The sequence below is a fragment of the Escherichia sp. Lx600-2 genome, from assembly GCF_036662595.1.
GTDB classification, from domain to species: domain Bacteria; phylum Pseudomonadota; class Gammaproteobacteria; order Enterobacterales; family Enterobacteriaceae; genus Escherichia; species Escherichia coli.
This window is the reverse complement of sequence record NZ_JAYQWM010000018.1, coordinates 53,292-79,319: the sequence shown is the minus strand read 5'-3', so window position 1 is coordinate 79,319 and position 26,028 is coordinate 53,292. Positions and strand designations below refer to the sequence as shown.

The window sequence follows — 26,028 nt, the reverse complement described above, 5'->3', positions numbered from 1 at the left end:
ATCGGTGGAGCTGCATGACAAAGTCATCGGGCATTATCTGAACATAAAACACTATCAATAAGTTGGAGTCATTACCCCTGTAGCTTTACCTTTAGCGTAGGGGAAACGTTCAGCCATTAACGTCAGGCCAATTTGCACAACACCTCCAGCAGAGGTAAAACCAATGACAAAAGCAAATATTATCACCACATAAAATGTGGGATGCAGGCAGACGGTAAACAGAGCAATAAATGAGATAAAGGTGTACAGCATCAGTAATGTTGTTGGGCGAACGGTATTACGAATGAGTGGAGCGGTAATAAATACACAAAGCAGCGAACCCACGGTGTAGATACTAAGTAGTTTGATCGACATAGTGTATGACATGCCTGCAACAAATTGTCCGTACTGTGCCAGCCACTGGCTAACCAGATAAAACGTTGCCATTGAGATATAGCCATATAAGGTATAACTGGCTAAATCGATAATTGAACAGCGATGTTCCGTAGAGCTGGTGGTTTTCTTTATGACAGGTAAGCGACGACCCGGATGGGGTGGGAACGTACAACGGTATAAAAACAGAGCGTTAATAAACATAATGCCTGCAGCAATCATAAAGGACCAACCGAACCACAGTTCAGCCCACACTAACAGGCTAATGATTAGCGGTAATAAAAATTGTCCGCTGGAAACAAATGCTTTAATTAAAATATTGGCTGTCCCAGGTGAGCGTGGAAAAGCTTCCATCAAACTGGGATAAGTGCCTGCATCGAGAAAACTGTTTGCCATTCCCGCCAGAAAGCCAAAAACATAAGCAATAATGATGTTATTGGTCTGCAGGATGCCAAAAAAGAAGGCCATATAGCAGCACATCCCGAGCATGATAAAAGGGCGGCGACCAAAGCGATCGGATAATAATCCTGCAAAAAGCAAGACACTTAATCGACCAATGCCCAGCGATGAGATAACTATCGAGACACCCGCGGCATTAGTCTGCCAAAGTGTCTCCAGCGAGGCCATATTCAGGCTCATCAAAATGACGCCCATACCATGCACCAGGTAATTAAAATACAACCCAAGTGCGGTAGGGTAATAGGGATTTTTCATAGGTTCTACTTAGCAAAGGTGCTTTAAAAAGTGTAGCGATTTTGTGTCAGTATCCGTTCATTATTGTTGTAACAACGACAATTCCTTTTTGTGGAGAAATTAACAAAGCCGCTCCAGATCGTGTGCATATAATTCAGCGGCTACCGATTGATAGATCTTCCAGTCAATAAAATTGCCATCCGGGTAGACACGTTGAAACGCGGTTAAGTCGGGGAAAAAACGCATGGTGTTGTTGCCGATGCGGTTATTTATTTTCTCTATAATGGCATGAAGATGTTTTTTTCGTTGCTGACGCATAGCCAACAGTTGCTCGACTACACGATCAGGAATGGCGCATTTGCCATTTTCCCACTGACGCCAGCTTTCACTGTCACCGGTCTGGGCAATCCAGGTCGCGCATTCATCAATAGTCATGGCAAAAATATGGCGGAGTGCCTGGAGTTCATAAGCGTTCATCGTGTAATGGCTGCATGAAATAAACAATAAAATATAAATAACATTATCAGCCTGCTGACGGCTTGAAGAGAGTCACAGTATCTTGTGCAACATTATTGGAAAGAGTGAGGGGCGAGGTAGCGAAGCGGAAAAATGTTAAAAAAAAGCCCATCGTGGGAGATGGGCAAAGACTACACACAGCAATTCGTTGTTTCACTCAGGGGATTTCCATGCTTATAAATCAATATGTTGATTTATAACCGTGAGCTAATAGTAGGCATACGGACTTTTTGCGTCGATCAGATTCGTCTCATTAGTTTAAAAACTGTAAAGAATTTGCGACAGGTACTACCAGCTGAATGGCGGTAAGCAGGAAAATATGGGGAAGAGCAAGCAAATATCAATTAGCGGTGGTTAACAATCAGGCGGCAGAGCCGCCTGATGAGAAATTACTTATTCGGTTTCTCGATTTCGCCAAGTTCTTCGAGAATTTCTTCCGGTTGGTCCGTCGGCGGCGGGACTTCTTCCACCCACGCGGCAAACAGACGCCAGGAAACGGCTAACAGAACCGGACCAATAAACAGACCGATCATCCCGAAAGCAATCAAACCACCAATAACGCCAGAGAGGATCAGGATCAGCGGTAAATCGGCACCCATGCGAATTAACATTGGGCGGATGACGTTATCCAGCGTGCCAACCACACCGCTCCACACTAACAATACCGTTCCCCAGGTGGTATCGCCGGTCCAGTAGAGCCAGATAATCGCCGGAATCAGTACCGGCAACGGGCCAAGCTGGACAAGGCAGGAGAGGATCATTAACACCGTTAGCAACGTTGCATAAGGTACGCCGGATACGGCGAGGCCGATACCGCCAAGCACTGCCTGTACTAACGCCGTCACCACCACACCCAGCGCCACCGCGCGGATAGCCTGTGCCGCCAGCAGCACGGCGGCATCTCCGCGAACGCCTGCCAGACGGGTTGCAAAATGGCGAATGCCTTGTGCCACCTGTTCACCGCGCCAGTACAGCAGGGCACTGAAGAGAAGCATCAGCGCACAATGCACCATAAAGCGCCCGATATGCGCCGCTTGCCCAACGAACCAGGTGGTGGTGGTACCAATATAAGGGCGGACTTTCGCCATGATCGCCGTCCCCCCCATATCCAGCAAGTTGTGCCAGCCTGCATACAGCTTCGCGCCAATCACCGGAATGGTATTAAGCCACGCCAGATCGGGTAACGTCATGTCACCGCTGGAAATGGCTTTAATAAGCGGGCCGCTGCCGTCGACGATACTGTTAACCAGCAAAGCAATAGGGATGATAAACACCATCACTAATAACAGCGTCATAACCAGAACGGCGAGAGAGCGGCGGCCAAACATGATCTTTTGCAAACGTAACAATACCGGCCAGGTGGCGATAACCACCGTACCGGCCCATGCAAAGCCGAGAATAAAGGGTTGAACAATCCACAGACATGCCACAATCATGATGGCTAAAAACAGCACCGAAAGCAGAATTTGTGCGACATCCCTGGGCTGACGAACATTTACCATAACTACTTTTCACCTTTTTTGTGCGTCAAATCGTCGACGCGACGTGAACACGCGAAACTCACCTGCATAATGATGAGCAATTTCAGCGGTTTTTAACAGGCCGATTCTGCCCTTAATTCTGATGGGCGTGTTAGAAAAAAATGTGGTACAACAACTCAGGCAACACGCAAACGATTTACTCGTCGTATTTCAAGTTGCATATGCTGCGGCTACGTTCGTTCACCCCAGTTACTTACTGTTGTAAGCTCCTGGAGTTCACTCGCTTGCCGCCTTCCTGCAACTCGAAATCCATAGAGTAAATAAACATCACCTTTCTGTGCGCTATTGCAGCCGCCTGAAAGAACAGTGTATCGACCTACATCACAGACCGCAGGAAAGGGTCAATATAATGATTCCACAGATTTCCCAGGCACCCGGAGTCGTTCAACTGGTGCTTAATTTTTTGCAAGAGCTGGAGCAACAAGGTTTTACCGGCGATACGGCGACAAGTTATGCCGATCGTCTGACAATGTCGACCGACAACAGTATTTACCAACTTCTCCCCGATGCGGTGGTATTTCCGCGTTCAACCGCAGATGTGGCGCTGATCGCCCGTCTTGCCGCGCAGGAACGCTATTCATCGCTGATCTTTACCCCCCGCGGCGGCGGCACCGGCACTAACGGTCAGGCGCTCAACCAGGGGATTATTGTTGATATGTCCCGCCATATGAACCGCATCATCGAAATTAACCCTGAAGAGGGCTGGGTGCGCGTTGAGGCCGGGGTGATAAAAGACCAACTCAATCAGTACCTGAAACCGTTCGGCTACTTTTTTGCACCAGAACTTTCGACCAGCAACCGGGCAACGCTCGGCGGGATGATCAATACCGATGCATCCGGTCAGGGATCGCTGGTCTATGGCAAAACGTCAGATCACGTACTTGGCGTACGCGCGGTGTTGTTGGGGGGCGATATTCTCGATACGCAACCTTTACCCGTCGAACTGGCGGAAACGCTGGGTAAAACCAATACCGCAATCGGGCGAATTTATAACACGGTTTATCAACGTTGCCGTCAGCAACGCCAGTTAATTATCGACAACTTCCCCAAACTTAACCGCTTTCTTACCGGTTACGATCTGCGTCATGTCTTTAACGATGAGATGACCGAGTTCGACCTGACGCGCATTCTGACGGGTTCAGAAGGGACGCTGGCCTTTATTACCGAAGCGCGGCTGGATATTACGCGCTTGCCTAAAGTGCGCCGTCTGGTGAACGTCAAATATGACTCTTTTGACTCTGCGCTGCGTAACGCGCCGTTTATGGTTGAGGCGCGGGCGCTTTCGGTAGAGACGGTGGACTCAAAAGTGCTGAATCTGGCGCGGGAAGATATTGTCTGGCATTCCGTCAGCGAGTTGATTACCGATGTGCCTGACCAAGAGATGCTCGGGCTGAACATTGTGGAATTTGCTGGTGATGATGAGGCGCTGATTGATGAGCGGGTAAATGCACTCTGTGCGCGGTTGGATGAGCTGATCGCCAGTCATCAAGCAGGTGTCATCGGCTGGCAGGTGTGCCGTGAGCTGGCGGGGGTTGAACGTATCTATGCAATGCGCAAAAAAGCCGTTGGTCTGCTTGGCAATGCCAAAGGTGCCGCTAAGCCAATTCCGTTTGCTGAGGATACCTGCGTACCGCCGGAACATCTGGCCGATTATATTGCTGAATTTCGCGCGCTGCTCGACAGCCACGGCTTAAGTTATGGCATGTTTGGTCATGTCGATGCTGGGGTGTTGCACGTCCGTCCGGCACTGGATATGTGCGATCCGCAACAAGAGATTTTGATGAAGCAAATTTCTGATGACGTGGTGGCGCTGACTGCGAAATACGGTGGTTTGTTGTGGGGCGAGCACGGCAAAGGTTTTCGCGCTGAATACAGCCCGGCGTTTTTCGGTGAGGAACTTTTTGCAGAACTGCGCAAAGTGAAAGCGGCATTTGACCCGCATAACCGACTCAACCCAGGGAAGATTTGCCCGCCAGAAGGTCTCGATGCGCCGATGATGAAAGTGGACGCGGTGAAGCGCGGTACATTCGATCGGCAGATCCCCATTGCGGTACGCCAGCAGTGGCGCGGTGCGATGGAGTGTAACGGCAACGGTTTATGCTTCAACTTTGATGCCCGTAGTCCGATGTGTCCGTCGATGAAGATCACCCAGAACCGGATTCATTCACCGAAAGGGCGCGCAACGCTGGTGCGTGAATGGCTGCGTTTGTTGGCGGATCGCGGCGTTGATCCACTCAAACTGGAACAAGAACTGCCTGAATCCGGCGTCAGTTTGCGGACGTTAATTGCCCGCACGCGCAATAGCTGGCATGCGAATAAAGGCGAATATGACTTCTCACACGAAGTCAAAGAGGCGATGTCGGGCTGTCTGGCCTGTAAAGCTTGTTCGACCCAGTGCCCCATCAAAATTGATGTGCCGGAGTTTCGCTCTCGTTTCCTGCAGCTCTATCACACCCGTTATTTACGTCCGCTGCGCGACCACCTCGTCGCTACGGTCGAGAGCTACGCACCGCTGATGGCACGCGCGCCGAAAACCTTTAACTTCTTCATTAACCAGCCGCTGATGCGCAAACTCTCGGAAAAACATATCGGCATGGTTGATTTGCCGCTGCTGTCGGTCCCCTCGCTACAACAACAAATGGTGGGGCATCGCTCGGCAAACATGACGCTGGAACAGCTTGAAGCTCTCAATGCAGAGCAGAAAGCGCGCACGGTGTTGGTGGTGCAGGACCCCTTTACCAGCTATTACGATGCGCAAGTGGTGGCGGATTTTGTCCGTCTGGTCGAAAAATTAGGTTTCCAGCCTGTGTTACTGCCATTTTCGCCAAATGGCAAAGCCCAGCATATTAAAGGTTTTCTTAATCGTTTTGCGAAGACGGCGAAAAAGACGGCGGATTTCCTCAACCGTATGGCGAAGCTGGGTATGCCAATGGTAGGCGTCGATCCGGCGCTGGTACTTTGTTATCGCGATGAATATAAACTGGCACTGGGCGAGGAACGTGGCGAGTTTAACGTCTTACTGGCGAATGAATGGCTGGCAAGCGCACTTGAGTCACAGCCAGTGGCTACAGTCAGCGGTGAATCATGGTATTTCTTTGGTCACTGTACCGAAGTTACCGCCTTGCCGGGTGCGCCAGCACAATGGGCCGCGATATTTGCCCGTTTTGGCGCGAAACTGGAAAATGTCAGCGTGGGTTGCTGCGGCATGGCAGGGACTTACGGACATGAAGCGAAAAACCATAAAAATTCGCTCGGGATCTATGAGTTATCCTGGCATCAGGCTATGCAGCGACTGCCGCGTAACCGCTGTCTGGCGACCGGATATTCCTGCCGTAGTCAGGTCAAACGGGTTGAAGGCACGGGGGTACGCCATCCTGTGCAGGCTTTACTGGAGATTATTAAATGATATGGAAACGAAAAATCACCCTGGAAGCACTGAATGCCATGGGTGAAGGAAACATGGTGGGGTTACTGGATATTCGCTTTGAACATATTGGTGATGACACCCTTGAAGCGACAATGCCAGTAGACTCGCGGACAAAGCAGCCTTTCGGGTTGCTACATGGAGGTGCATCCGTGGTACTGGCCGAAAGTATCGGTTCCGTTGCCGGTTATTTATGTACCGAAGGTGAGCAAAAAGTGGTTGGTCTGGAAATCAATGCTAACCATGTCCGCTCGGCACGAGAAGGGCGGGTGCGCGGCGTATGCAAACCGTTGCATCTCGGTTCGCGTCACCAGGTCTGGCAGATTGAAATCTTCGATGAGAAAGGGCGTTTGTGCTGTTCGTCACGATTGACGACCGCCATTTTGTGACGTTGTCACCAGAAAAGTGTGACGCATATTGCTTTTGGTCATTATCTGCACAGTAAACGGTGGTATACTGTGCAGGTCTTGTCTAAAAGCGAGGATGCTATGTCTACTCAACTTGATCCCACCCAGCTGGCCATTGAATTTTTACGCCGTGACCAGAGCAATCTTTCACCTGCCCAATATCTTAAACGTCTGAAACAACTAGAACTTGAATTTGCTGACCTGCTTACTCTCTCTTCTGCTGAATTAAAAGAAGAAATCTACTTTGCCTGGCGTCTGGGCGTGCATTGATCCTGACTTAATGCCGCAAGTTCGCCAAATCGACCTGGATTAACCTCCGTCCAGGTTCGATGACCTTCTTAATACTGCTTATCTACCCGCCTGATATTGTTCAAAAATAATACTAATCGCAGTTTGTGTTAAAACGGCGGGTTAGCTTTATGAGATTATTCTTATCGCCCCTTCAAGAGCTAAGCCACTGAGAGTGCCGGAGATAAGCGCCGGATGGGGTAGAAACCCTTAAGCCTGTGTCGCACAGACTTAAGGGTTTTCTTATTTCTGAACGCTGCACTTTTTTACCTATCTCTTAAATAGTCATTTTCAATACAACTTTTTCTTTTTCATCACAGCCTTAATGCTCCTTAGATAATAATCATTATCTAACAATGAGATACCTAATTCTTAGCGTGCCTGTTAACCCACACATCAGGGTCTATGCTTATTAAAAGCAGGCAAAAAGCATGTTTTACGGTAAAGCCCCTGCGTTTGCTGGGTTGAACTGATAATCATTATCACTAACATGCTGTTATACGCTGAAAGCGATGAAGTGAGGTAAATCGATGGACATGCATTCAGGAACCTTTAATCCACAGGATTTCGCCTGGCAAGGCTTAACGCTGACACCCGCAGCCGCTGTCCACATCCGCGAGCTGGTGGCAAAGCAGCCAGGTATGGTCGGCGTGCGCTTAGGTGTGAAGCAAACGGGCTGCGCGGGCTTTGGCTATGTGCTCGACAGTGTTAGCGAGCCGGACAAAGACGATCTGCTGTTTGAACACGACGGCGCGAAGCTGTTTGTCCCGCTGCAAGCGATGCCGTTTATTGATGGCACGGAAGTCGATTTCGTTCGTGAAGGACTTAATCAGATATTCAAATTTCACAACCCTAAAGCCCAGAATGAATGTGGCTGTGGCGAAAGCTTTGGGGTATAGGCGGTACTATGTCTCGTAATACTGAAGCAACTGATGATGTCAAAACCTGGACCGGCGGCCCGCTGAATTATAAAGAAGGATTCTTCACCCAGTTAGCCACCGATGAGCTGGCAAAGGGGATAAACGAAGAGGTGGTGCGCGCAATTTCGGCGAAGCGTAATGAGCCGGAGTGGATGCTGGAGTTTCGTCTAAACGCCTATCGCGCATGGCTGGAGATGGAAGAACCGCACTGGTTGAAAGCGCACTACGACAAGCTGAATTATCAGGATTACAGCTACTACTCAGCACCATCGTGCGGTAATTGTGACGACACTTGCGCGTCTGAACCTGGCGCGGTGCAGCAAACTGGCGCGAACGCCTTTTTAAGTAAAGAGGTGGAGGCGGCGTTTGAGCAGTTGGGCGTTCCCGTGCGGGAAGGCAAAGAGGTGGCGGTGGATGCCATTTTCGACTCAGTTTCGGTTGCCACTACTTATCGCGAAAAACTGGCGGAGCAGGGAATTATTTTCTGTTCCTTTGGTGAGGCGATCCACGATCACCCGGAACTGGTGCGTAAATATCTCGGCACCGTGGTGCCGGGGAATGACAACTTCTTTGCCGCGCTTAATGCGGCGGTAGCCTCTGACGGTACGTTTATTTATGTGCCTAAAGGCGTGCGCTGCCCGATGGAACTTTCCACCTATTTTCGCATTAACGCGGAAAAAACCGGGCAGTTTGAGCGCACCATTCTGGTGGCCGACGAAGACAGCTACGTCAGCTACATTGAAGGCTGTTCCGCTCCGGTGCGTGACAGCTATCAGTTGCACGCGGCAGTGGTGGAAGTCATCATCCATAAAAACGCCGAGGTGAAATATTCCACGGTACAAAACTGGTTCCCTGGCGATAACAACACCGGCGGTATTCTCAACTTCGTCACCAAGCGTGCTTTGTGCGAAGGCAAAAACAGCAAAATGTCATGGACGCAATCAGAAACCGGGTCAGCGATTACGTGGAAATATCCCAGCTGCATTTTGCGCGGCGATAACTCCATTGGTGAGTTTTACTCAGTGGCGCTGACCAGCGGTCATCAGCAAGCTGATACCGGCACCAAGATGATCCACATCGGTAAAAACACCAAATCGACCATTATCTCGAAAGGGATCTCTGCCGGACATAGTCAGAACAGTTATCGCGGCTTAGTGAAAATCATGCCGACGGCAACCAATGCGCGCAATTTCACTCAGTGCGACTCAATGCTGATTGGCGCTAATTGTGGGGCGCATACCTTCCCGTATGTCGAATGTCGCAATAACAGCGCACAACTGGAGCACGAGGCAACGACATCACGTATTGGTGAAGATCAACTGTTTTACTGCCTGCAACGCGGGATCAGCGAAGAAGACGCCATCTCGATGATTGTTAACGGTTTCTGCAAAGACGTGTTCTCAGAACTGCCGCTGGAATTTGCCGTTGAAGCACAAAAACTCCTCGCCATCAGTCTTGAACACAGCGTCGGATAAGGAATAAACATGTTAAGTATTAAAGATTTACACGTCAGCGTGGAAGATAAAACTATCCTGCGTGGATTAAGCCTCGACGTTCGTCCCGGCGAAGTTCACGCCATTATGGGGCCAAACGGTTCGGGCAAAAGTACCTTATCGGCAACGCTTGCCGGGCGAGAAGATTATGAAGTGACGGGCGGCACGGTTGAGTTCAAAGGCAAAGATTTGCTTGCACTGTCGCCGGAAGATCGTGCAGGCGAAGGCATCTTTATGGCCTTCCAGTATCCGGTGGAGATTCCAGGTGTCAGTAACCAGTTTTTCCTGCAAACGGCACTTAATGCGGTGCGCAGCTATCGCGGCCAGGAAACGCTCGACCGCTTTGATTTTCAGGATTTGATGGAAGAGAAAATCGCTCTCCTGAAGATGCCGGAAGATTTATTAACCCGTTCGGTAAACGTTGGCTTTTCCGGCGGCGAGAAAAAGCGCAACGATATTCTGCAAATGGCGGTGCTGGAACCGGGGTTATGCATTCTTGATGAATCGGACTCCGGGCTGGATATTGACGCATTAAAAGTGGTTGCCGATGGCGTGAACTCGCTGCGTGACGGCAAGCGCTCATTCATCATTGTTACGCACTACCAACGCATTCTCGACTACATCAAGCCTGATTACGTCCATGTGCTATATCAGGGACGAATTGTGAAATCCGGCGATTTCACGTTGGTCAAACAACTGGAGGAGCAGGGTTATGGCTGGCTTACCGAACAGCAGTAACGCACTGCAACAGTGGCATCATTTGTTTGAAGCTGAAGGGGTGAAACGTTCCCCGCAAGCACAACAGCATTTACAACAATTGCTGCGTACCGGACTGCCGACACGTAAACATGAAAACTGGAAATATACGCCGCTGGAAGGGCTGACCAATAGCCAGTTTGTCAGCATTGCGGGGGAGATATCCCCACAGCAGCGTGATGCCTTAGCGTTAACGTTAGACGCCGTGCGGCTGGTGTTTGTCGATGGACGTTACGTGCCTGCGCTGAGCGATGCAACTGAAGGCAGCGGATATGAAGTGAGCATTAACGACGACCGTCAGGGGTTACCCGACGCTATTCAGGCGGAAGTGTTTCTGCATTTGACGGAAAGCCTGGCACAAAGCGTGACGCATATCGCCGTGAAGCGCGGTCAACGGCCGGCAAAGCCATTGCTGTTAATGCATATCACCCAGGGCGTGGCAGGTGAAGAGGTGAACACTGCCCATTACCGACATCATCTGGATCTGGCGGAAGGTGCCGAAGCAACGGTGATCGAACATTTTGTCAGCCTTAATGATGCTCGTCATTTTACCGGGGCACGGTTCACTATCAACGTCGCAGCGAATGCCCACTTGCAGCATATCAAGCTGGCGTTTGAAAACCCGCTCAGTCACCACTTTGCCCATAACGATTTGTTGCTGGCTGACGATGCCACCGCATTTAGCCACAGTTTCCTGCTGGGTGGCGCAGTGTTACGACACAACACCAGTACGCAACTCAATGGCGAAAACAGCATGTTGCGGATCAATAGCCTGGCGATGCCGGTGAAAAACGAGGTGTGTGATACCCGTACCTGGCTGGAACACAATAAAGGTTTTTGTAACAGCCGACAGTTGCACAAAACTATCGTCAGCGACAAAGGCCGCGCGGTATTTAACGGTTTGATCAACGTCGCGCAGCACGCCATCAAAACGGATGGTCAGATGACCAACAATAATCTGCTGATGGGCAAACTGGCGGAAGTGGATACGAAACCGCAGCTGGAAATCTATGCAGATGATGTGAAATGCAGCCACGGCGCGACGGTGGGGCGTATTGATGATGAACAGATGTTCTATCTGCGCTCGCGCGGGATCAATCAGCAGGATGCCCAGCAGATGATCATTTACGCCTTTGCTGCCGAACTGACGGAAGCACTGCGTGATGAGGGGCTTAAACAGCAGGTGCTGGCCCGAATCGGTCAACGGCTGCCAGGAGGTGCAAGATGACTTTTTCCGTCGACAAAGTGCGGGCCGACTTTCCGGTGCTTTCGCGTGAGGTAAACGGTTTGCCGCTGGCTTATCTCGACAGCGCCGCCAGTGCGCAGAAACCGAGCCAGGTGATTGACGCCGAGGCCGAGTTTTATCGTCATGGCTACGCGGCGGTGCATCGTGGTATTCATACCTTAAGCGCCCAGGCGACCGAGAAAATGGAGAACGTGCGCAAGCGGGCATCGCTGTTTATTAATGCCCGTTCGGCGGAAGAGCTGGTGTTCGTCCGCGGCACGACGGAAGGGATCAATCTGGTCGCCAATAGCTGGGGCAACAGCAACGTGCGGGCGGGCGATAACATCATCATAAGTCAGATGGAGCACCACGCTAACATTGTTCCCTGGCAGATGCTTTGCGCACGCGTTGGCGCAGAGCTGCGTGTGATCCCGCTCAATCCCGACGGTACGTTGCAACTGGAGACGCTGCCTACGCTGTTTGATGAGAAAACTCGCCTGCTGGCAATTACTCATGTCTCCAACGTGCTTGGCACAGAAAATCCACTGGCGGAAATGATCACGCTTGCGCACCAGCATGGCGCAAAAGTGCTGGTGGATGGCGCTCAGGCGGTGATGCATCATCCGGTGGATGTTCAGGCGCTGGATTGCGACTTTTACGTGTTCTCCGGGCATAAACTGTATGGCCCCACCGGAATTGGCATTCTTTATGTGAAAGAAGCCTTGTTGCAGGAGATGCCGCCGTGGGAAGGGGGCGGTTCTATGATCGCCACCGTCAGCCTGAGTGAAGGCACTACCTGGACCAAAGCACCATGGCGGTTTGAAGCCGGTACACCCAATACCGGGGGCATCATTGGTCTTGGCGCGGCGCTGGAGTATGTTTCGGCGCTGGGGCTTAATAACATAGCCGAGTATGAACAGAATCTGATGCATTACGCGCTATCACAGCTGGAATCTGTACCGGATCTCACTCTCTATGGCCCACAAAACAGGCTTGGCGTTATTGCTTTTAATCTCGGTAAACACCACGCCTATGATGTTGGCAGTTTTCTCGATAATTACGGCATTGCTGTGCGTACCGGACATCACTGCGCTATGCCATTAATGGCCTATTACAACGTCCCTGCGATGTGTCGGGCGTCGCTGGCCATGTATAACACCCATGAAGAAGTGGATCGTCTGGTGACCGGATTACAACGTATTCACCGTCTGCTGGGATAACAGGGAGGCACTATGGCTGTATTGCCGGATAAAGAAAAATTGCTGCGTAATTTTTTACGCTGCGCCAACTGGGAAGAGAAATATCTCTACATTATTGAGCTGGGCCAGCGTCTGCCAGAATTACGCGACGAAGACAGAAGCCCACAAAATAGCATTCAGGGCTGCCAGAGTCAGGTGTGGATTGTCATGCGCCAGAATGCGCAGGGAATTATTGAATTGCAGGGCGACAGCGATGCGGCGATTGTGAAAGGGCTTATTGCGGTCGTCTTTATTCTCTACGATCAGATGATGCCGCAGGATATTGTCAATTTCGATGTGCGTCCGTGGTTTGAAAAAATGGCGCTCACCCAACATCTCACCCCATCTCGTTCACAAGGTCTGGAAGCGATGATTCGCGCAATTCGCGCCAAAGCCGCTGCACTTAGCTAAACTAAAGGGACAGCTTTCATCCGGTTGGCTCACATTGCCGGATGGTCAATGTTTACACTGACCTGCACAGGAGTGTTTCGGTTTCAGGTGAACATAAGCGCCATCCGACGTTTCAGCGTGAGTCTCCGGCAAATACAGGAGGTTTACAATGAAACGCGCGTCTTTGCTTACACTCACGCTTATCGGCGCTTTTAGCGCCATCCAGGCTGCCTGGGCAGTTGATTATCCGCTACCACCAACCGGAAGCCGACTGGTTGGGCAAAATCAAACGTATACGGTGCAGGAAGGGGATAAAAACCTTCAGGCCATCGCCCGACGTTTTGATACTGCGGCAATGTTGATCCTTGAAGCCAATAACACTATCGCCCCGGTGCCAAAACCCGGTACGACGATAACTATTCCTTCGCAACTGTTATTACCTGATGCGCCGCGTCAGGGGATTATCGTTAACCTTGCAGAGCTGCGCCTTTATTATTATCCGCCGGGAGAAAATATCGTGCAGGTTTATCCGATTGGTATTGGTTTGCAGGGGCTGGAAACGCCGGTGATGGAAACGCGTGTTGGGCAGAAAATCCCTAACCCAACCTGGACGCCTACGGCAGGCATTCGTCAGCGTTCGCTGGAGCGTGGCATTAAATTACCGCCAGTCGTCCCTGCCGGGCCAAATAATCCACTAGGACGTTACGCACTGCGCCTCGCGCATGGTAATGGCGAATACCTCATTCATGGCACCAGTGCGCCGGACAGCGTCGGTTTGCGCGTTAGTTCAGGGTGTATTCGCATGAATGCACCGGATATTAAAGCCTTGTTCTCCAGCGTGCGGACGGGAACGCCGGTGAAAGTGATCAACGAACCGGTGAAATATTCCGTGGAGCCTAACGGGATGCGTTATGTTGAAGTACATCGACCACTATCGGCAGAAGAACAGCAGAACGTTCAGACAATGCCATACACACTGCCAGCAGGCTTTACGCAATTTAAAGACAATAAGGCTGTAGATCAGAAGTTAGTCGATAAAGCGTTGTATCGTCGGGCAGGGTATCCGGTTGCGGTGAGCAGTGGAGCAACTCCCACAGCCAGCAATGCGCCTTCAGTAGAGTCAGCGCAGAATGGCGAACCAGAGCAAGGGAATATGTTACGCGCGACGCAGTAGTGGTAAATAGCAGACAAAAAAATGGCGCACAATGTGCGCCATTTTTCACTTCACAGGTACTATTACTTGCGGTATTTAGTAGCCATGTTGTCCAGACGCTGGTTAGCACGAGCTGCGTCATCTTTAGCAGCCTGAACGTCGGAACGCATTGCGTTCACGTCGTTGCTCAGCTGGTCAACTTTAGCGTTCAAAGTCTGAACGTCAGAAGACAGCTGATCGATTTTAGCGTTGCTGGAGCAACCTGCCAGCAGAGTAGAACCCAGGATTACCGCGCCCAGTACCAGTTTAGTAGCTTTCATTATTAATACCCTCTAGATTGAGTTAATCTCCATGTAGCGTTACAAGTATTACACAAAGTTTTTTATGTTGAGAATATTTTTTTGATGGGAAGGCACTTATTTTTGATCGTTCGCTCAAAGAAGCATCGAACGCTGGGTTTTAGATAAAAAAATTGAGAGAAAACAGGATGCTTCCATCGGATTCATCTTAGATAAAGTGAGATTATATAGTGAAATCCGATTTGATTTTTTATTGCTTCTGGTTATCGATTAAATAAAAAAAGCGCCCATCAGGGCGCTTCGATATACAAATTAATTCACAAAAGCAATATTACAGGACGTGAACAGATGCGGTGTTAGTAGTGCCGCTCGGTACCAGTGCACCAGAAACCATAACTACAACGTCACCTTTGTGTGCCAGACCGCTCTGCAGAGCCAGTTCTTTACCCAGACGGTAGAAATCATCAGTAGAAGTGATCTCTTTAACCAGCTGCGGCACAACGCCTTTGCTCAGTACCAACTGATGAGCCGTTTTTTCGTTAGTGGTCAGTGCCAGGATGGTGGCATCCGGGAAGTATTTACGTACTGCGCGAGCAGATTTACCGCCCTGGGTAGCAACCACGATCAGCGGAGCATCCAGTTTTTCAGCAGTTTCAACGGCACCACGGCATACCGCTTCGGTAATGCGTAGTTTACGGTTGTCATTGTTGAACTCGAGACGGCTGTTCATCACGCGGTCGGTACGTTCGCAGATGGTCGCCATGATAGAAACCGCTTCCAGCGGGTATTTACCTTTTGCGGATTCACCAGACAGCATCACTGCGTCAGTACCGTCGAGGATGGCGTTTGCAACGTCACCGGCTTCTGCGCGAGTCGGGCGTGGGTTTTTGATCATGGAATCCAGCATCTGGGTCGCAGTGATAACGACTTTACGTGCACGGATACATTTTTCGATCATCATCTTCTGGGCGAAGATAACTTCTTCTACCGGGATTTCTACACCCAGGTCGCCACGCGCAACCATGATGCCGTCAGAGGCTTCGAGGATTTCGTCGAAGTTGTTGAGGCCTTCCTGGTTTTCGATTTTGGAGATGATGTGGATGTTTTCGCCGCCGTGCGCTTTCAGGTGCTCACGGATTTCGATAACGTCAGAACGCTTACGAATAAAGGAAGCAGCAACAAAGTCTACGCCTTGTTCGCAACCAAAGATCAGGTCCTGTTTGTCTTTTTCAGCCAGTGCTGGCAGGGCAATGGAAACGCCAGGCAGGTTCACACCTTTGTTTTCACCCAGGTCGCCGTTGTTCAGCACTTTACAGATAACTTTGTTACCTTCAATGGCAGTAACTTCCATACCGATCAGACCATCGTCAACCAGTACGGTGTTGCCAACAGACAGGTCAGTAGTGAAACCTTCATACGTTACCGCAACCATTTCGCTGTTGCCGATAACAGATTTATCAGTGGTGAAAGTAAAGGTCTGACCAGCTTTCAGAGAAACGTCGTTACCGCCTTCCAGTTTCATGGTGCGGATTTCCGGACCTTTGGTATCAAGCAGGATAGCGGCGGTTTTACCAGTTTTGCTCATCACGTTGCGCAGATTCTGAATGCGCTGACCGTGTTCTGCATAGTCACCATGAGAGAAGTTCAGACGCATAACGTTCATGCCAGCGTCCAGCATTTTAGCTAACATCTCTTCAGATTCGGTTTTCGGTCCGATGGTGCAAACAATTTTGGTCTTTTTCATGACAGTCTTAGTCTTTAAGTTGAGAAGGATGGGAGAAACTTGCTTTCTGGGCGCACTGCCGGAAAGCGAATCCGGTATTACGAAAGTGGTGGTGCCTCGCTCTAAGGATAGGTGACATCGAAAAAGCGTGCAGAGGAATGTGTGCTTGTGTCTCAGCCCAACGTGAGTGCCTGTTTTTGAGTCGTTGAGTTCTACAGTCCAAAGTGCTGAAACCATTCAAGAGTCAATTGGCGCGCATTATACGCTGAAATTAATCCAAAAGGAAAACAAAAACAGCGTTTCAAAAAATATACAACTTGTTAGACAATAAATTGTTATCAAAGATTTAACGTTCCAGGGAAAAGGTTACGCAAAAACTTCGCTGTTTGCGCAACGTCTGGTGCCGGGGTTGTCACTGTGAGGATAAGCGAAAGTTCATCCGGTGTATAAATACATCATCGCTCAATTGCTACAGTTAAAATAATTTATCGCGTTATTTGTCTGATTTTGTTTGATTTTTGTTTAATTGGTTAGATTGATATATGCTGATAGTTGGCATGATAAATAGGTATAAAGAATGGGAAATCGGACAAAAGAGGATGAACTGTACCGAGAAATGTGCAGAGTTGTCGGTAAAGTTGTGCTGGAAATGCGCGATCTGGGGCAGGAACCAAAGCATATTGTTATCGCAGGCGTATTACGTACAGCATTAGCCAATAAACGCATTCAGCGCAGTGAGCTGGAAAAGCAGGCGATGGAAACCGTCATTAACGCACTGGTAAAATGACCATTCAGGATGAGGCGATAAGCTTCATCCTGATATTCTTGCTTCAGTTGCGGTCCAGTTAATCATTCTAAATAACAACTGCTGAAATTATACGAATTTCGATATGTGTTTTAATTTATAACGATAATATTATTTTTATTTTCTGCAATGACCGTCACAAATAATTGTCGCTTAAGTTAAATTCATTTCAAATGATAATAACTATCAGTTCACTTATAATTTCTTGCTTTGTAATTTTAATTGATAATGATCAATGTTAAGAGCCCAGAATAACCACATTATTTTTTCTCCTAACCATAAAGGATTAGTTTATCGGCGTTAAATCTTTTCTCATACACTATCGGGTTAGGGAAAATATCTGGTGTTGAGGACAGAGTCAGCAGCGTATTAGTTGAATGCTTAATATCAGGCTGCTGAATTGTCAGCACTGTGTTTGCGAAGAGGATGCGAAATAAATGAACCCGGTTGATCGTCCACTATTAGATATTGGCTTAACGCGATTAGAATTCTTGCGTATATCAGGAAAAGGCCTTGCTGGTCTAACAATTGCCCCTGCGTTACTGTCACTTTTGGGTTGCAAACAGGAAGATATTGATAGCGGCACAGTAGGGTTGATAAATACACCCAAAGGGGAGCTGGTGACCCAGCGAGCGCGATGCACGGGTTGCCACCGCTGTGAAATCTCTTGTACCAACTTCAACGATGGCTCAGTAGGGACATTCTTCTCCCGTATCAAAATCCATCGCAATTATTTCTTTGGCGACAACGGGGTTGGCTCTGGCGGCGGCCTGTATGGCGATCTCAACTATACCGCGGACACCTGCCGTCAATGCAAAGAGCCGCAATGCATGAACGTCTGCCCGATTGGTGCGATTACCTGGCAGCAGAAAGAAGGCTGTATTACCGTCGATCATAAACGTTGTATTGGCTGTAGCGCCTGTACTACGGCATGCCCGTGGATGATGGCCACCGTAAATACCGAAAGTAAAAAATCCTCGAAATGTGTGTTATGCGGTGAATGCGCAAACGCCTGTCCAACAGGGGCGTTAAAAATTATCGAGTGGAAAGATATTACTGTGTGAATCTTGCAAAGGAAAAAATCATGGCTAACGGTTGGACAGGTAATATATTAAGAGTCAATCTCACGACAGGAAATATTACCCTCGAAGATTCCAGTAAGTTTAAAAGTTTTGTCGGTGGCATGGGCTTCGGCTACAAAATTATGTATGACGAAGTACCGCCAGGCACGAAACCTTTCGATGAAGCGAATAAATTAGTCTTTGCTACCGGCCCATTAACTGGATCTGGTGCCCCATGTAGTTCTCGCGTAAATATCACCTCACTTTCTACTTTTACCAAAGGAAATTTAGTCGTCGATGCCCATATGGGTGGCTTTTTTGCAGCGCAAATGAAATTCGCTGGATACGACGTCATTATTATCGAAGGGAAGGCGAAATCACCGGTATGGCTGAAGATTAAAGATGACAAAGTTAGCCTGGAAAAAGCCGATTTCTTATGGGGAAAAGGGACGCGCGCAACGACGGAAGAAATTTGTCGATTGACCAGTCCGGAAACCTGTGTGGCGGCTATTGGTCAGGCTGGGGAAAACCTTGTTCCTCTCTCTGGCATGTTGAATAGCCGTAACCACAGCGGTGGTGCGGGAACTGGCGCAATAATGGGTTCGAAAAACCTGAAAGCGATTGCGGTTGAAGGGACGAAAGGGGTCAACATTGCCGATCGTCAGGAGATGAAGCGTCTCAACGATTACATGATGACTGAACTTATCGGTGCGAATAACAACCATGTCGTGCCAAGTACGCCGCAATCGTGGGCAGAGTATTCAGATCCCAAGTCACGCTGGACAGCACGTAAAGGGCTGTTTTGGGGCGCGGCTGAAGGCGGTCCAATTGAAACGGGTGAAATTCCGCCAGGCAATCAGAATACGGTCGGCTTTCGTACCTATAAATCCGTTTTTGACTTAGGTCCGGCAGCAGAGAAATACACAGTAAAAATGAGCGGCTGCCACTCTTGCCCGATCCGTTGTATGACCCAAATGAATATTCCTCGGGTGAAAGAGTTTGGCGTGCCCAGCACAGGTGGTAACACTTGTGTAGCAAACTTTGTCCATACCACCATCTTCCCGAACGGGCCGAAAGATTTTGAAGATAAAGACGATGGTCGTGTGATTGGTAACCTGGTTGGTCTGAATTTGTTCGATGACTACGGCCTGTGGTGTAACTACGGGCAGCTGCATCGCGACTTTACTTATTGTTACAGCAAAGGTGTGTTCAAGCGTGTTCTGCCAGCTGAAGAGTATGCGGAAATTCGCTGGGATCAACTGGAAGCGGGTGACGTTAACTTCATTAAAGATTTTTACTACCGTCTGGCGCATCGTGTGGGTGAGCTGAGCCACCTGGCTGATGGTTCATATGCCATCGCAGAACGCTGGAATTTGGGTGAAGAGTACTGGGGCTACGCGAAAAATAAACTCTGGTCGCCGTTTGGCTATCCGGTTCACCATGCCAATGAAGCGTCAGCGCAGGTCGGTTCCATTGTTAACTGTATGTTCAACCGTGACTGCATGACGCATACCCATATCAACTTTATTGGTTCCGGCTTGCCATTGAAACTGCAACGTGAAGTGGCGAAAGAACTTTTTGGTTCTGAAAATGCTTACGATGAAACCAAAAACTACACGCCAATCAATGACGCAAAAATTAAATATGCAAAGTGGTCGCTGTTGCGGGTCTGTTTGCATAACGCCGTCACCCTGTGCAACTGGGTCTGGCCAATGACCGTTTCGCCGCTGAAAAGCCGTAATTACCGGGGCGATCTGGCGCTTGAAGCCAAATTCTTCAAAGCGATCACCGGCGAAGAGATGACTCAGGAAAAATTAGATTTAGCTGCAGAGCGTATCTTTACGTTGCATCGTGCCTACACGGTAAAACTGATGCAAACCAAAGATATGCGTAATGAACACGATCTTATCTGTTCCTGGGTATTCGACAAGGATCCGCAGATCCCGGTCTTTACTGAAGGTACTGACAAAATGGATCGTGACGATATGCATGCTTCGCTCACGATGTTCTACAAAGAAATGGGCTGGGACCCACAGCTTGGTTGCCCAACCCGCGAAACATTGCAGCGTCTGGGGCTGGAAGATATTGCCGCCGATCTGGCAGCACACAATCTACTGCCTGCGTAAGGAATGGGTAAGATGAACCATCAGGATGAATTGCCGTTAGCGAAAGTCAGCGAAGTTGACGAGGCGAAGCGGCAATGGTTGCAGGGGATGCGTCACCCCGTTGATACGGTAACCGAACCAGAACCGGCTGAAATCCTGGCAGAGTTCATTCGCCAGCATTCTGTGGCTGGGCAGCTGGTGGCGCGCGCCGTGTTTCTCTCGCCACCCTATTCAGTTGCAGAAGAGGAACTGTCAGTTTTGCTGGAAAGCATTAAGCAGAACGGAGACTACGCGGATATCGCTTGTATGACGGGAAGTCAGGATGATTACTATTACTCAACGCAGGCCATGAGTGAAAACTACGCGGCGATGTCTTTGCAAGTTGTGGAGCAGGACATTTGTCGCGCCATTGCACACGCCGTTCGTTTTGAGTGCCAGACGTATCCTCGTCCTTACAAAGTCGCCATGCTGATGCAAGCGCCATATTACTTCCAGGAAGCGCAGATTGAAGCCGCGATCGCCGCGATGGATGTTGCACCTGAATATGCCGATATACGGCAGGTGGAGTCATCGACGGCGGTGTTGTACTTGTTTAGCGAGCGATTTATGACCTATGGCAAGGCTTATGGCTTATGCGAATGGTTCGAGGTAGAGCAGTTTCAGAACCCCTGAAATTTCAGGGAGATGTCATGGATAGGGTGGACAGTTGCAGCCACTGCATTAGGGGATAATCAGATGTCCTTCACTCGACGCAAATTTGTTCTGGGGATGGGAACAGTAATCTTTTTTACTGGTTCTGCGTCTTCTCTGTTAGCGAACACGAGGCAAGAAAAGGAAGTTCGGTATGCCATGATTCATGACGAGTCACGGTGCAATGGCTGTAATATTTGCGCCCGCGCATGCCGTAAAACTAACCACGTCCCCGCTCAGGGAAGCCGTTTATCGATAGCACACATTCCAGTCACCGATAACGACAACGAAACGCAGTATCACTTTTTTCGCCAGTCATGTCAGCACTGCGAAGATGCTCCGTGCATCGACGTATGCCCGACAGGGGCGTCGTGGCGTGATGAGCAGGGGATCGTGCGGGTAGAAAAATCGCAGTGCATCGGCTGCAGTTATTGCATTGGCGCTTGTCCGTACCAGGTTCGCTACCTTAACCCTGTCACTAAAGTGGCAGATAAATGTGATTTCTGCGCTGAGTCCCGACTGGCAAAAGGCTTTCCGCCCATTTGCGTCAGCGCCTGCCCGGAACACGCATTGATCTTTGGTCGCGAAGATAGCCCAGAAATTCAGGTGTGGTTGCAGGATAATAAATACTATCAATATCAGCTACCTGGTGCCGGGAAACCGCATCTGTATCGCCGGTTCGGTCAACATTTGATTAAAAAGGAAAATGTATGAACCCGTCGCAACATGCTGAACAGTTTCAGAGCCAGTTAGCGAACTATGTGCCACAGTTCACTCCCGAATTTTGGCCGGTGTGGTTGATCATTGCCGGAGTATTGCTGGTTGGGATGTGGTTGGTGCTGGGGCTGCACGCCTTGCTTCGTGCTCGTGGCGTGAAGAAATCAGCCACCGATCATGGTGAGAAGATTTATCTTTACAGCAAAGCGGTCAGATTATGGCACTGGTCGAATGCGTTACTCTTTGTATTGTTGCTGGCAAGTGGGCTGATAAATCACTTTGCGCTGGTGGGCGCAACTGCGGTTAAAAGTCTGGTTGCGGTGCATGAAGTTTGCGGATTTTTGTTACTGGCATGCTGGCACGGCTTTGTTCTGATCAATGCCGTTGGGGGTAATGGCCACCACTATCGCATTCGTCGTCAGGGTTGGCTGGAGCGGGCGGCAAAACAAACGCGATTTTATTTGTTTGGCATTATGCAGGGGGAAGAACATCCTTTCCCGGCAACAACCCAGTCTAAATTTAATCCCTTACAGCAGGTTGCCTATGTTGGTGTCATGTATGGATTGCTGCCGTTGTTACTATTGACGGGGCTGCTGTGTCTCTATCCGCAAGCCGTGGGAGATGTGTTTCCTGGCGTAAGATACTGGTTATTGCAGGCGCATTTTGCTCTGGCATTTATAAGCCTCTTTTTTATCTTCGGTCATCTTTATCTTTGCACCACGGGGCGTACGCCACACGAAACCTTTAAAAGCATGGTCGATGGCTATCACCGGCACTAACGAATGATCATTACACGAGCAGACCTGCGAGAATGGCGTATCGGAGCGGTGATGTATCGCTGGTTCCTGCGCCATTTCCCGCGCGGCGGTAGTTATGCTGATATTCATCATGCACTGATTGAGGAAGGATATACGGACTGGGCGGAGAGTCTTGTTGAGTATGCGTGGAAAAAATGGCTGGCGGATGAAAACTTCGCGCATCAGGAAGTTTCCTCTATGCAAAAACTGGCCACAGATCCCGGAGAGAGAGCATTTTGCAGTCAGTTTGCCCGCAGCGACGATCATGCTCGCATCGGCTGTTGTGAGGATAACGCCAGAATCGCAACCGCTGGGTATGCTGTACAAATTGCCAGTATGGGTTATAGCGTGCGGATTGGAAGTGTCGGCTTTAACAGTCACATTGGCAGCTCCGGTGAGCGCGCACGGGTTGCTGTAACCGGCAATTCTTCGCGGATAAGCAGCGCTGGAGATAGCAGTCGGATTGCGAATACCGGAATGCGAGTACGCGTTTGTACATTGGGTGAACGATGTCATGTCGCCAGTAATGGTGACCTGGTGCAAATCGCCAGCTTTGGCGCAAACGCCAAAATTGTCAACAGCGGCGACAATGTACACATCATTGCCAGCGGTGAAAATTCAACGGTAGTGAGCACGGGCGTGGTCGACTCAATTATTCTCGGGCCAGGAGGAAGCGCCGCACTGGCATATCATGACGGCGAAAGAGTTCGTTTCGCCGTCGCCATTGAAGGTGAAAACAATATTCGAGCCGGAGTCCGCTATCGTCTTAATGAACAGCATCAGTTTGTTGAGTGCTGATAGCTTTACCTTTAATCAAACGAAAGACGCCGACGAGCACGGGATGCAGGTTTTACGACCGCCCGAGCCATCGCCTCACCAATTTCTGCACATGCCGTAAGTCCCTGAACGAAAGGCTGGTCGTGCATTAACCAGGGCAACGCGCCGAACGCTACGCGCCCACGAATATCTTCGGGTTGCTGTAACGTATAATCTTCACCAACATCAGGGATTTCATCCCCTGTTTTCTGTAATTGTTCGCGTAGTCCAGGGAAAGGAATATCTTTCACTTTAAGCGGACGCTGCCCGCGGGCATCAATAAAAACGTCAAACGAGTAGCTGTTGTCTTCCGTTTTCAGGACGGTGCGCGACTCGTTAATTTCCATTTTGTAGTCTTCACCGAGAGCGAGAATATGAATGATTCCCGCTTCACGTAAGGCCAGCAGCCGACGAATAGACTCTGAAGGGATTGCGGCATAATTATCTATGAAAACCCGGGCAAGGCCTTTACTGAACCGTTTATGGTCGTGTTCATTCAGATGTGGAACAATTTCCTGTACTGCTTCATGCAGGCGCAGAATGACATAACGCCAGGGAACAGTATGTTTTTCTCGTTTATTGTGTTCGACTTCTTGGAGATTTTTTTCTGCCCAGTCAAATGGGTCGCGTTGTTTGCGCTCGGCAAACCAGGCTTGAGCAAAGGAATCGACATTCAGGCTCTCTAAGGCTATGCGTTGGCTCCAGTCTGGATCAGCAAACTTGATTTCCTCTACTATCAATCTAAATACCCGATCCAAAAGGCCATATTCGCCTTTTTGAATCTCAGCATTTAATGCCTGATCGGTGACGATGTGTAAGGGCTCGTAGGGAATAGGGCAATAGAAATCGGCTTCGGGTAAAATACCCGTGCGCGACATCAACGTGATATTTAGCTTTTCACTTGCGTTATCGCGGTGAAAAACGACGTGTTGTTTATCATCTTCAATGAACGAACCATGCTGAATAGCCACTGCCATTGCCGCATCCAGTCCGCTCAAGGATGTTCCCATAATACCCACGTTACACGCATCGACCTTTGCTTCCATCAGGCCTGACCACGGGCTGGGAAAATTCGTTCGGGTTGCTTCTTCTTCATCAGGCCAGACGTGACCCGTGGCAATCACCGCTAAATCAAACGTCTCGCTGGGTAAATCCTGATTTGTAGCGAGCATGACGCCAGCATTTGTAATTTGCAGATCGGTAACCTGGCATGATTCATAAACAGCCACTGCAAATTTTTGCTTTCGTGCCTGGTCTACTAATCGTAAAAATTGATCGCGGAAATATTCGCCCAGCAGAATTCGCGGTAAAAACTGACGATCGTGCAAGGTTTCTTTTTTAACGCCATAACGCTGGAGATGGCTGGCTTCTTGCTTTTGTAGCCATTCGAGATACGTACAATAAATCGGTGGTATTTCAATACTGGCAATATTTGCCAGCATCATTTTTGAGTTTTCCTCATCACTGTATGGCATCCCGACACCGGCCTCGCCAGCCTGCTCGAAGATAGAAATAGAAAGTGGAGTTTGTTGCTGTAGAAGCGAGAATAAGGTGTAGATCCCCGTAGGCCCGGCACCCACAATAGCAATTTTTTTCATTGTTACTTACCTGTACGCATTCTTTCGAATTTAGTGTTATCAGATAAGTTTGGTTGAGATTTTTAGAATTTGAGAAATTTCAGACAGGGATGAAAAGGGCGCTAACCGCCCTTGATTAAATTCTGTCAGGCGAGTTTTGCCTGATTGATTTGACTCAGTGGCTCATTGACATCGAAAACTTTGGCGACAACTTCCTCAACGCCGAGATTTTTCAGTCGGGCAGTGTGTTTTTCCAGATAGGCAAGGGCGCTTTTTTCATCAGTGAAAAGGTAGATCCCGCCGGCTTCGTGGTTCTTTTCACTTTCTGTCCATACCTTCCACAGAAAACCAGGTTCCTGATTAATCGACTCAGCAAGTGGTTTAAGCTGCTCAGCCATTGCGTCGCCAAATGGGCCATTAAAAGCAAAATGAAGTTGTAACAAAGTTGCCATAGCGATTCTCCTTCTGATAACGCATACGAAGACAGTGTAAATCTTTTAACGTATTGGATACAGAGAAGAAGCAGAGGGAAAAAGGAGAAGACCAGATTAAGAAAATCTGGTGCGTCCGAGTGGACTCGAACCACCGACCCCCACCATGTCAAGGTGGTGCTCTAACCAACTGAGCTACGGACGCAGGATGGTGCGTTCAATTGGACTCGAACCAACGACCCCCACCATGTCAAGGTGGTGCTCTAACCAACTGAGCTATGAACGCAACGTTGTAGGTGACAACGGGGACGAATATTAGCGGCAGAGTGGGAAGGTGGCAAGAGGCAAAACGTAATTTTCTGCGCTATTTCGACCGTTTGCAGAGCTTTTAAGCAAATTGGCTATATTTTGTTGATTTGCAAGGGCGATTTTTATTCAGGATCGCATTTACATCTGATACAACCCAATAATTCGTGTATCAGAGTTTAAACAGAGTTGTTTGCCACCATCTCAAATCTGTCGTGGATAAATCCTCCGTAGCCTTTACACTTAGGTAGCAATAAAGGCACACAGATGCAGCAAAGGAATAAA

General features: G+C 49.2%; 25 protein-coding genes, 2 tRNA genes, 1 other RNA gene and 1 pseudogene. 18 read left to right on the top strand and 11 right to left on the bottom strand.

Features of this window, described 5'->3' with window-relative positions; genetic code table 11:
* The first annotated feature begins 4 nt into the window (after window positions 1–4).
* Window positions 5–61 carry an IS1 family transposase gene (locus OQV04_RS25035; protein ID WP_003032489.1) on the top strand — a complete coding sequence of 19 codons (57 nt, stop codon included), beginning with the start codon at window positions 5–7 and terminating at the stop codon, window positions 59–61.
* Window positions 62–72: 11 nt separating this feature from the next.
* Here the strand turns inward: OQV04_RS25035 and OQV04_RS09410 are convergent.
* The 4 genes and pseudogenes from OQV04_RS09410 to ydiK all read right to left on the bottom strand — a co-directional run.
* Window positions 73–1,086: pseudogene (locus OQV04_RS09410) on the bottom strand (MFS transporter); the annotation flags it as partial.
* Between the two features lie 99 nt (window positions 1,087–1,185).
* Window positions 1,186–1,542: a YdiL family protein gene (locus OQV04_RS09405; RefSeq protein ID WP_001310864.1), complete on the bottom strand. Its 357-nt coding sequence runs from the start codon at window positions 1,540–1,542 to the stop codon at window positions 1,186–1,188.
* A 135-nt stretch (window positions 1,543–1,677) separates the two neighbouring features.
* Window positions 1,678–1,785, bottom strand: an RNA gene (gene rprA, locus OQV04_RS09400) — antisense sRNA RprA.
* Between the two features lie 185 nt (window positions 1,786–1,970).
* A complete protein-coding gene (gene ydiK / locus OQV04_RS09395) occupies window positions 1,971–3,083 on the bottom strand; it encodes an AI-2E family transporter YdiK (protein WP_000248636.1) in 1,113 nt (370 codons plus the stop codon).
* A gap of 388 nt (window positions 3,084–3,471) precedes the next feature.
* On the opposite strand from ydiK, the gene ydiJ reads away from it, so the two are divergent.
* The 10 genes from ydiJ to ldtE all read left to right on the top strand — a co-directional run bounded on the left by ydiJ (window position 3,472) and on the right by ldtE (window position 14,437).
* Window positions 3,472–6,528, top strand: a complete 3,057-nt coding sequence (gene ydiJ, locus OQV04_RS09390; RefSeq protein ID WP_032280964.1) for a D-2-hydroxyglutarate dehydrogenase YdiJ — start codon at window positions 3,472–3,474, stop codon at window positions 6,526–6,528.
* Window positions 6,525–6,935, top strand: a complete 411-nt coding sequence (gene menI, locus OQV04_RS09385; protein ID WP_000637986.1) for a 1,4-dihydroxy-2-naphthoyl-CoA hydrolase — start codon at window positions 6,525–6,527, stop codon at window positions 6,933–6,935. Before ydiJ ends, menI begins: the two co-directional genes overlap by 4 nt.
* A gap of 99 nt (window positions 6,936–7,034) precedes the next feature.
* A complete protein-coding gene (locus tag OQV04_RS09380) occupies window positions 7,035–7,223 on the top strand; it encodes a YdiH family protein (RefSeq protein ID WP_001296104.1) in 189 nt (62 codons plus the stop codon).
* Window positions 7,224–7,771: 548 nt separating this feature from the next.
* Window positions 7,772–8,140: a Fe-S cluster assembly scaffold SufA gene (gene sufA / locus OQV04_RS09375; RefSeq protein ID WP_000367171.1), complete on the top strand. Its 369-nt coding sequence runs from the start codon at window positions 7,772–7,774 to the stop codon at window positions 8,138–8,140.
* A gap of 8 nt (window positions 8,141–8,148) precedes the next feature.
* Window positions 8,149–9,636 carry a Fe-S cluster assembly protein SufB gene (sufB, locus tag OQV04_RS09370; protein WP_023308023.1) on the top strand — a complete coding sequence of 496 codons (1,488 nt, stop codon included), beginning with the start codon at window positions 8,149–8,151 and terminating at the stop codon, window positions 9,634–9,636.
* Between the two features lie 9 nt (window positions 9,637–9,645).
* A complete protein-coding gene (gene sufC, locus OQV04_RS09365) occupies window positions 9,646–10,392 on the top strand; it encodes a Fe-S cluster assembly ATPase SufC (protein ID WP_032280961.1) in 747 nt (248 codons plus the stop codon).
* Window positions 10,367–11,638 (top strand): Fe-S cluster assembly protein SufD, encoded by a 1,272-nt coding sequence (gene sufD / locus OQV04_RS09360; RefSeq protein WP_001461007.1) that lies wholly within the window; start codon window positions 10,367–10,369, stop codon window positions 11,636–11,638. The genes sufC and sufD overlap by 26 nt, the downstream gene beginning before the upstream one ends.
* Window positions 11,635–12,855, top strand: a complete 1,221-nt coding sequence (gene sufS / locus OQV04_RS09355) for a cysteine desulfurase SufS (protein WP_000144575.1) — start codon at window positions 11,635–11,637, stop codon at window positions 12,853–12,855. The genes sufD and sufS overlap by 4 nt, the downstream gene beginning before the upstream one ends.
* 12 nt (window positions 12,856–12,867) lie before the next feature.
* Window positions 12,868–13,284, top strand: a complete 417-nt coding sequence (gene sufE, locus OQV04_RS09350) for a cysteine desulfuration protein SufE (protein WP_032280958.1) — start codon at window positions 12,868–12,870, stop codon at window positions 13,282–13,284.
* Window positions 13,285–13,432: 148 nt separating this feature from the next.
* A complete protein-coding gene (gene ldtE, locus OQV04_RS09345) occupies window positions 13,433–14,437 on the top strand; it encodes a L,D-transpeptidase LdtE (protein ID WP_000817098.1) in 1,005 nt (334 codons plus the stop codon).
* 62 nt (window positions 14,438–14,499) lie between these two features.
* On the opposite strand, the gene lpp is transcribed toward ldtE, so the two are convergent.
* The 3 genes from lpp to ynhH all read right to left on the bottom strand — a co-directional run bounded on the left by lpp (window position 14,500) and on the right by ynhH (window position 16,661).
* On the bottom strand, window positions 14,500–14,736 hold the full coding sequence (gene lpp / locus OQV04_RS09340; RefSeq protein WP_000648420.1) for a murein lipoprotein Lpp: 237 nt from the start codon (window positions 14,734–14,736) through the stop codon (window positions 14,500–14,502).
* 310 nt (window positions 14,737–15,046) lie between these two features.
* Window positions 15,047–16,459: a pyruvate kinase PykF gene (gene pykF / locus OQV04_RS09335; protein ID WP_001295403.1), complete on the bottom strand. Its 1,413-nt coding sequence runs from the start codon at window positions 16,457–16,459 to the stop codon at window positions 15,047–15,049.
* Window positions 16,460–16,466: 7 nt separating this feature from the next.
* On the bottom strand, window positions 16,467–16,661 hold the full coding sequence (gene ynhH, locus OQV04_RS09330) for a protein YnhH (RefSeq protein WP_240806354.1): 195 nt from the start codon (window positions 16,659–16,661) through the stop codon (window positions 16,467–16,469).
* A gap of 354 nt (window positions 16,662–17,015) precedes the next feature.
* On the opposite strand from ynhH, the gene fumD reads away from it, so the two are divergent.
* The 7 genes from fumD to ydhT all read left to right on the top strand — a co-directional run bounded on the left by fumD (window position 17,016) and on the right by ydhT (window position 23,411).
* Window positions 17,016–17,225: a fumarate hydratase FumD gene (fumD, locus tag OQV04_RS09325; protein WP_000528342.1), complete on the top strand. Its 210-nt coding sequence runs from the start codon at window positions 17,016–17,018 to the stop codon at window positions 17,223–17,225.
* A gap of 455 nt (window positions 17,226–17,680) precedes the next feature.
* Entirely contained in the window at window positions 17,681–18,307 is a 627-nt protein-coding gene (locus tag OQV04_RS09320; protein ID WP_032280955.1) for a ferredoxin-like protein, read from the top strand.
* A gap of 20 nt (window positions 18,308–18,327) precedes the next feature.
* Window positions 18,328–20,430 (top strand): aldehyde ferredoxin oxidoreductase, encoded by a 2,103-nt coding sequence (locus OQV04_RS09315; protein ID WP_032280954.1) that lies wholly within the window; start codon window positions 18,328–18,330, stop codon window positions 20,428–20,430.
* A gap of 12 nt (window positions 20,431–20,442) precedes the next feature.
* A complete protein-coding gene (locus OQV04_RS09310) occupies window positions 20,443–21,081 on the top strand; it encodes a YdhW family putative oxidoreductase system protein (protein WP_001536958.1) in 639 nt (212 codons plus the stop codon).
* Window positions 21,082–21,144: 63 nt separating this feature from the next.
* Complete coding sequence (locus tag OQV04_RS09305; protein ID WP_001676577.1) at window positions 21,145–21,813, top strand: 4Fe-4S dicluster domain-containing protein; 669 nt, start codon at window positions 21,145–21,147, stop codon at window positions 21,811–21,813.
* Window positions 21,810–22,595 carry a thiosulfate reductase cytochrome B subunit gene (phsC, locus tag OQV04_RS09300; RefSeq protein ID WP_101969416.1) on the top strand — a complete coding sequence of 262 codons (786 nt, stop codon included), beginning with the start codon at window positions 21,810–21,812 and terminating at the stop codon, window positions 22,593–22,595. The genes OQV04_RS09305 and phsC overlap by 4 nt, the downstream gene beginning before the upstream one ends.
* Before the next feature lie 3 nt (window positions 22,596–22,598).
* Entirely contained in the window at window positions 22,599–23,411 is an 813-nt protein-coding gene (gene ydhT / locus OQV04_RS09295; RefSeq protein ID WP_032280952.1) for a protein YdhT, read from the top strand.
* An 11-nt stretch (window positions 23,412–23,422) separates the two neighbouring features.
* On the opposite strand, the gene OQV04_RS09290 is transcribed toward ydhT, so the two are convergent.
* The 4 genes from OQV04_RS09290 to OQV04_RS09275 form a co-directional block, all read right to left on the bottom strand.
* A complete protein-coding gene (locus OQV04_RS09290; RefSeq protein WP_032280951.1) occupies window positions 23,423–25,027 on the bottom strand; it encodes an FAD-NAD(P)-binding protein in 1,605 nt (534 codons plus the stop codon).
* 125 nt (window positions 25,028–25,152) lie between these two features.
* Window positions 25,153–25,458, bottom strand: a complete 306-nt coding sequence (locus OQV04_RS09285) for a monooxygenase (protein WP_000212657.1) — start codon at window positions 25,456–25,458, stop codon at window positions 25,153–25,155.
* A 107-nt stretch (window positions 25,459–25,565) separates the two neighbouring features.
* A tRNA-Val gene (locus tag OQV04_RS09280) sits at window positions 25,566–25,642 on the bottom strand.
* 4 nt (window positions 25,643–25,646) lie between these two features.
* Window positions 25,647–25,723 (bottom strand) — tRNA-Val (locus OQV04_RS09275).
* Window positions 25,724–26,028: the final 305 nt, after the last annotated feature.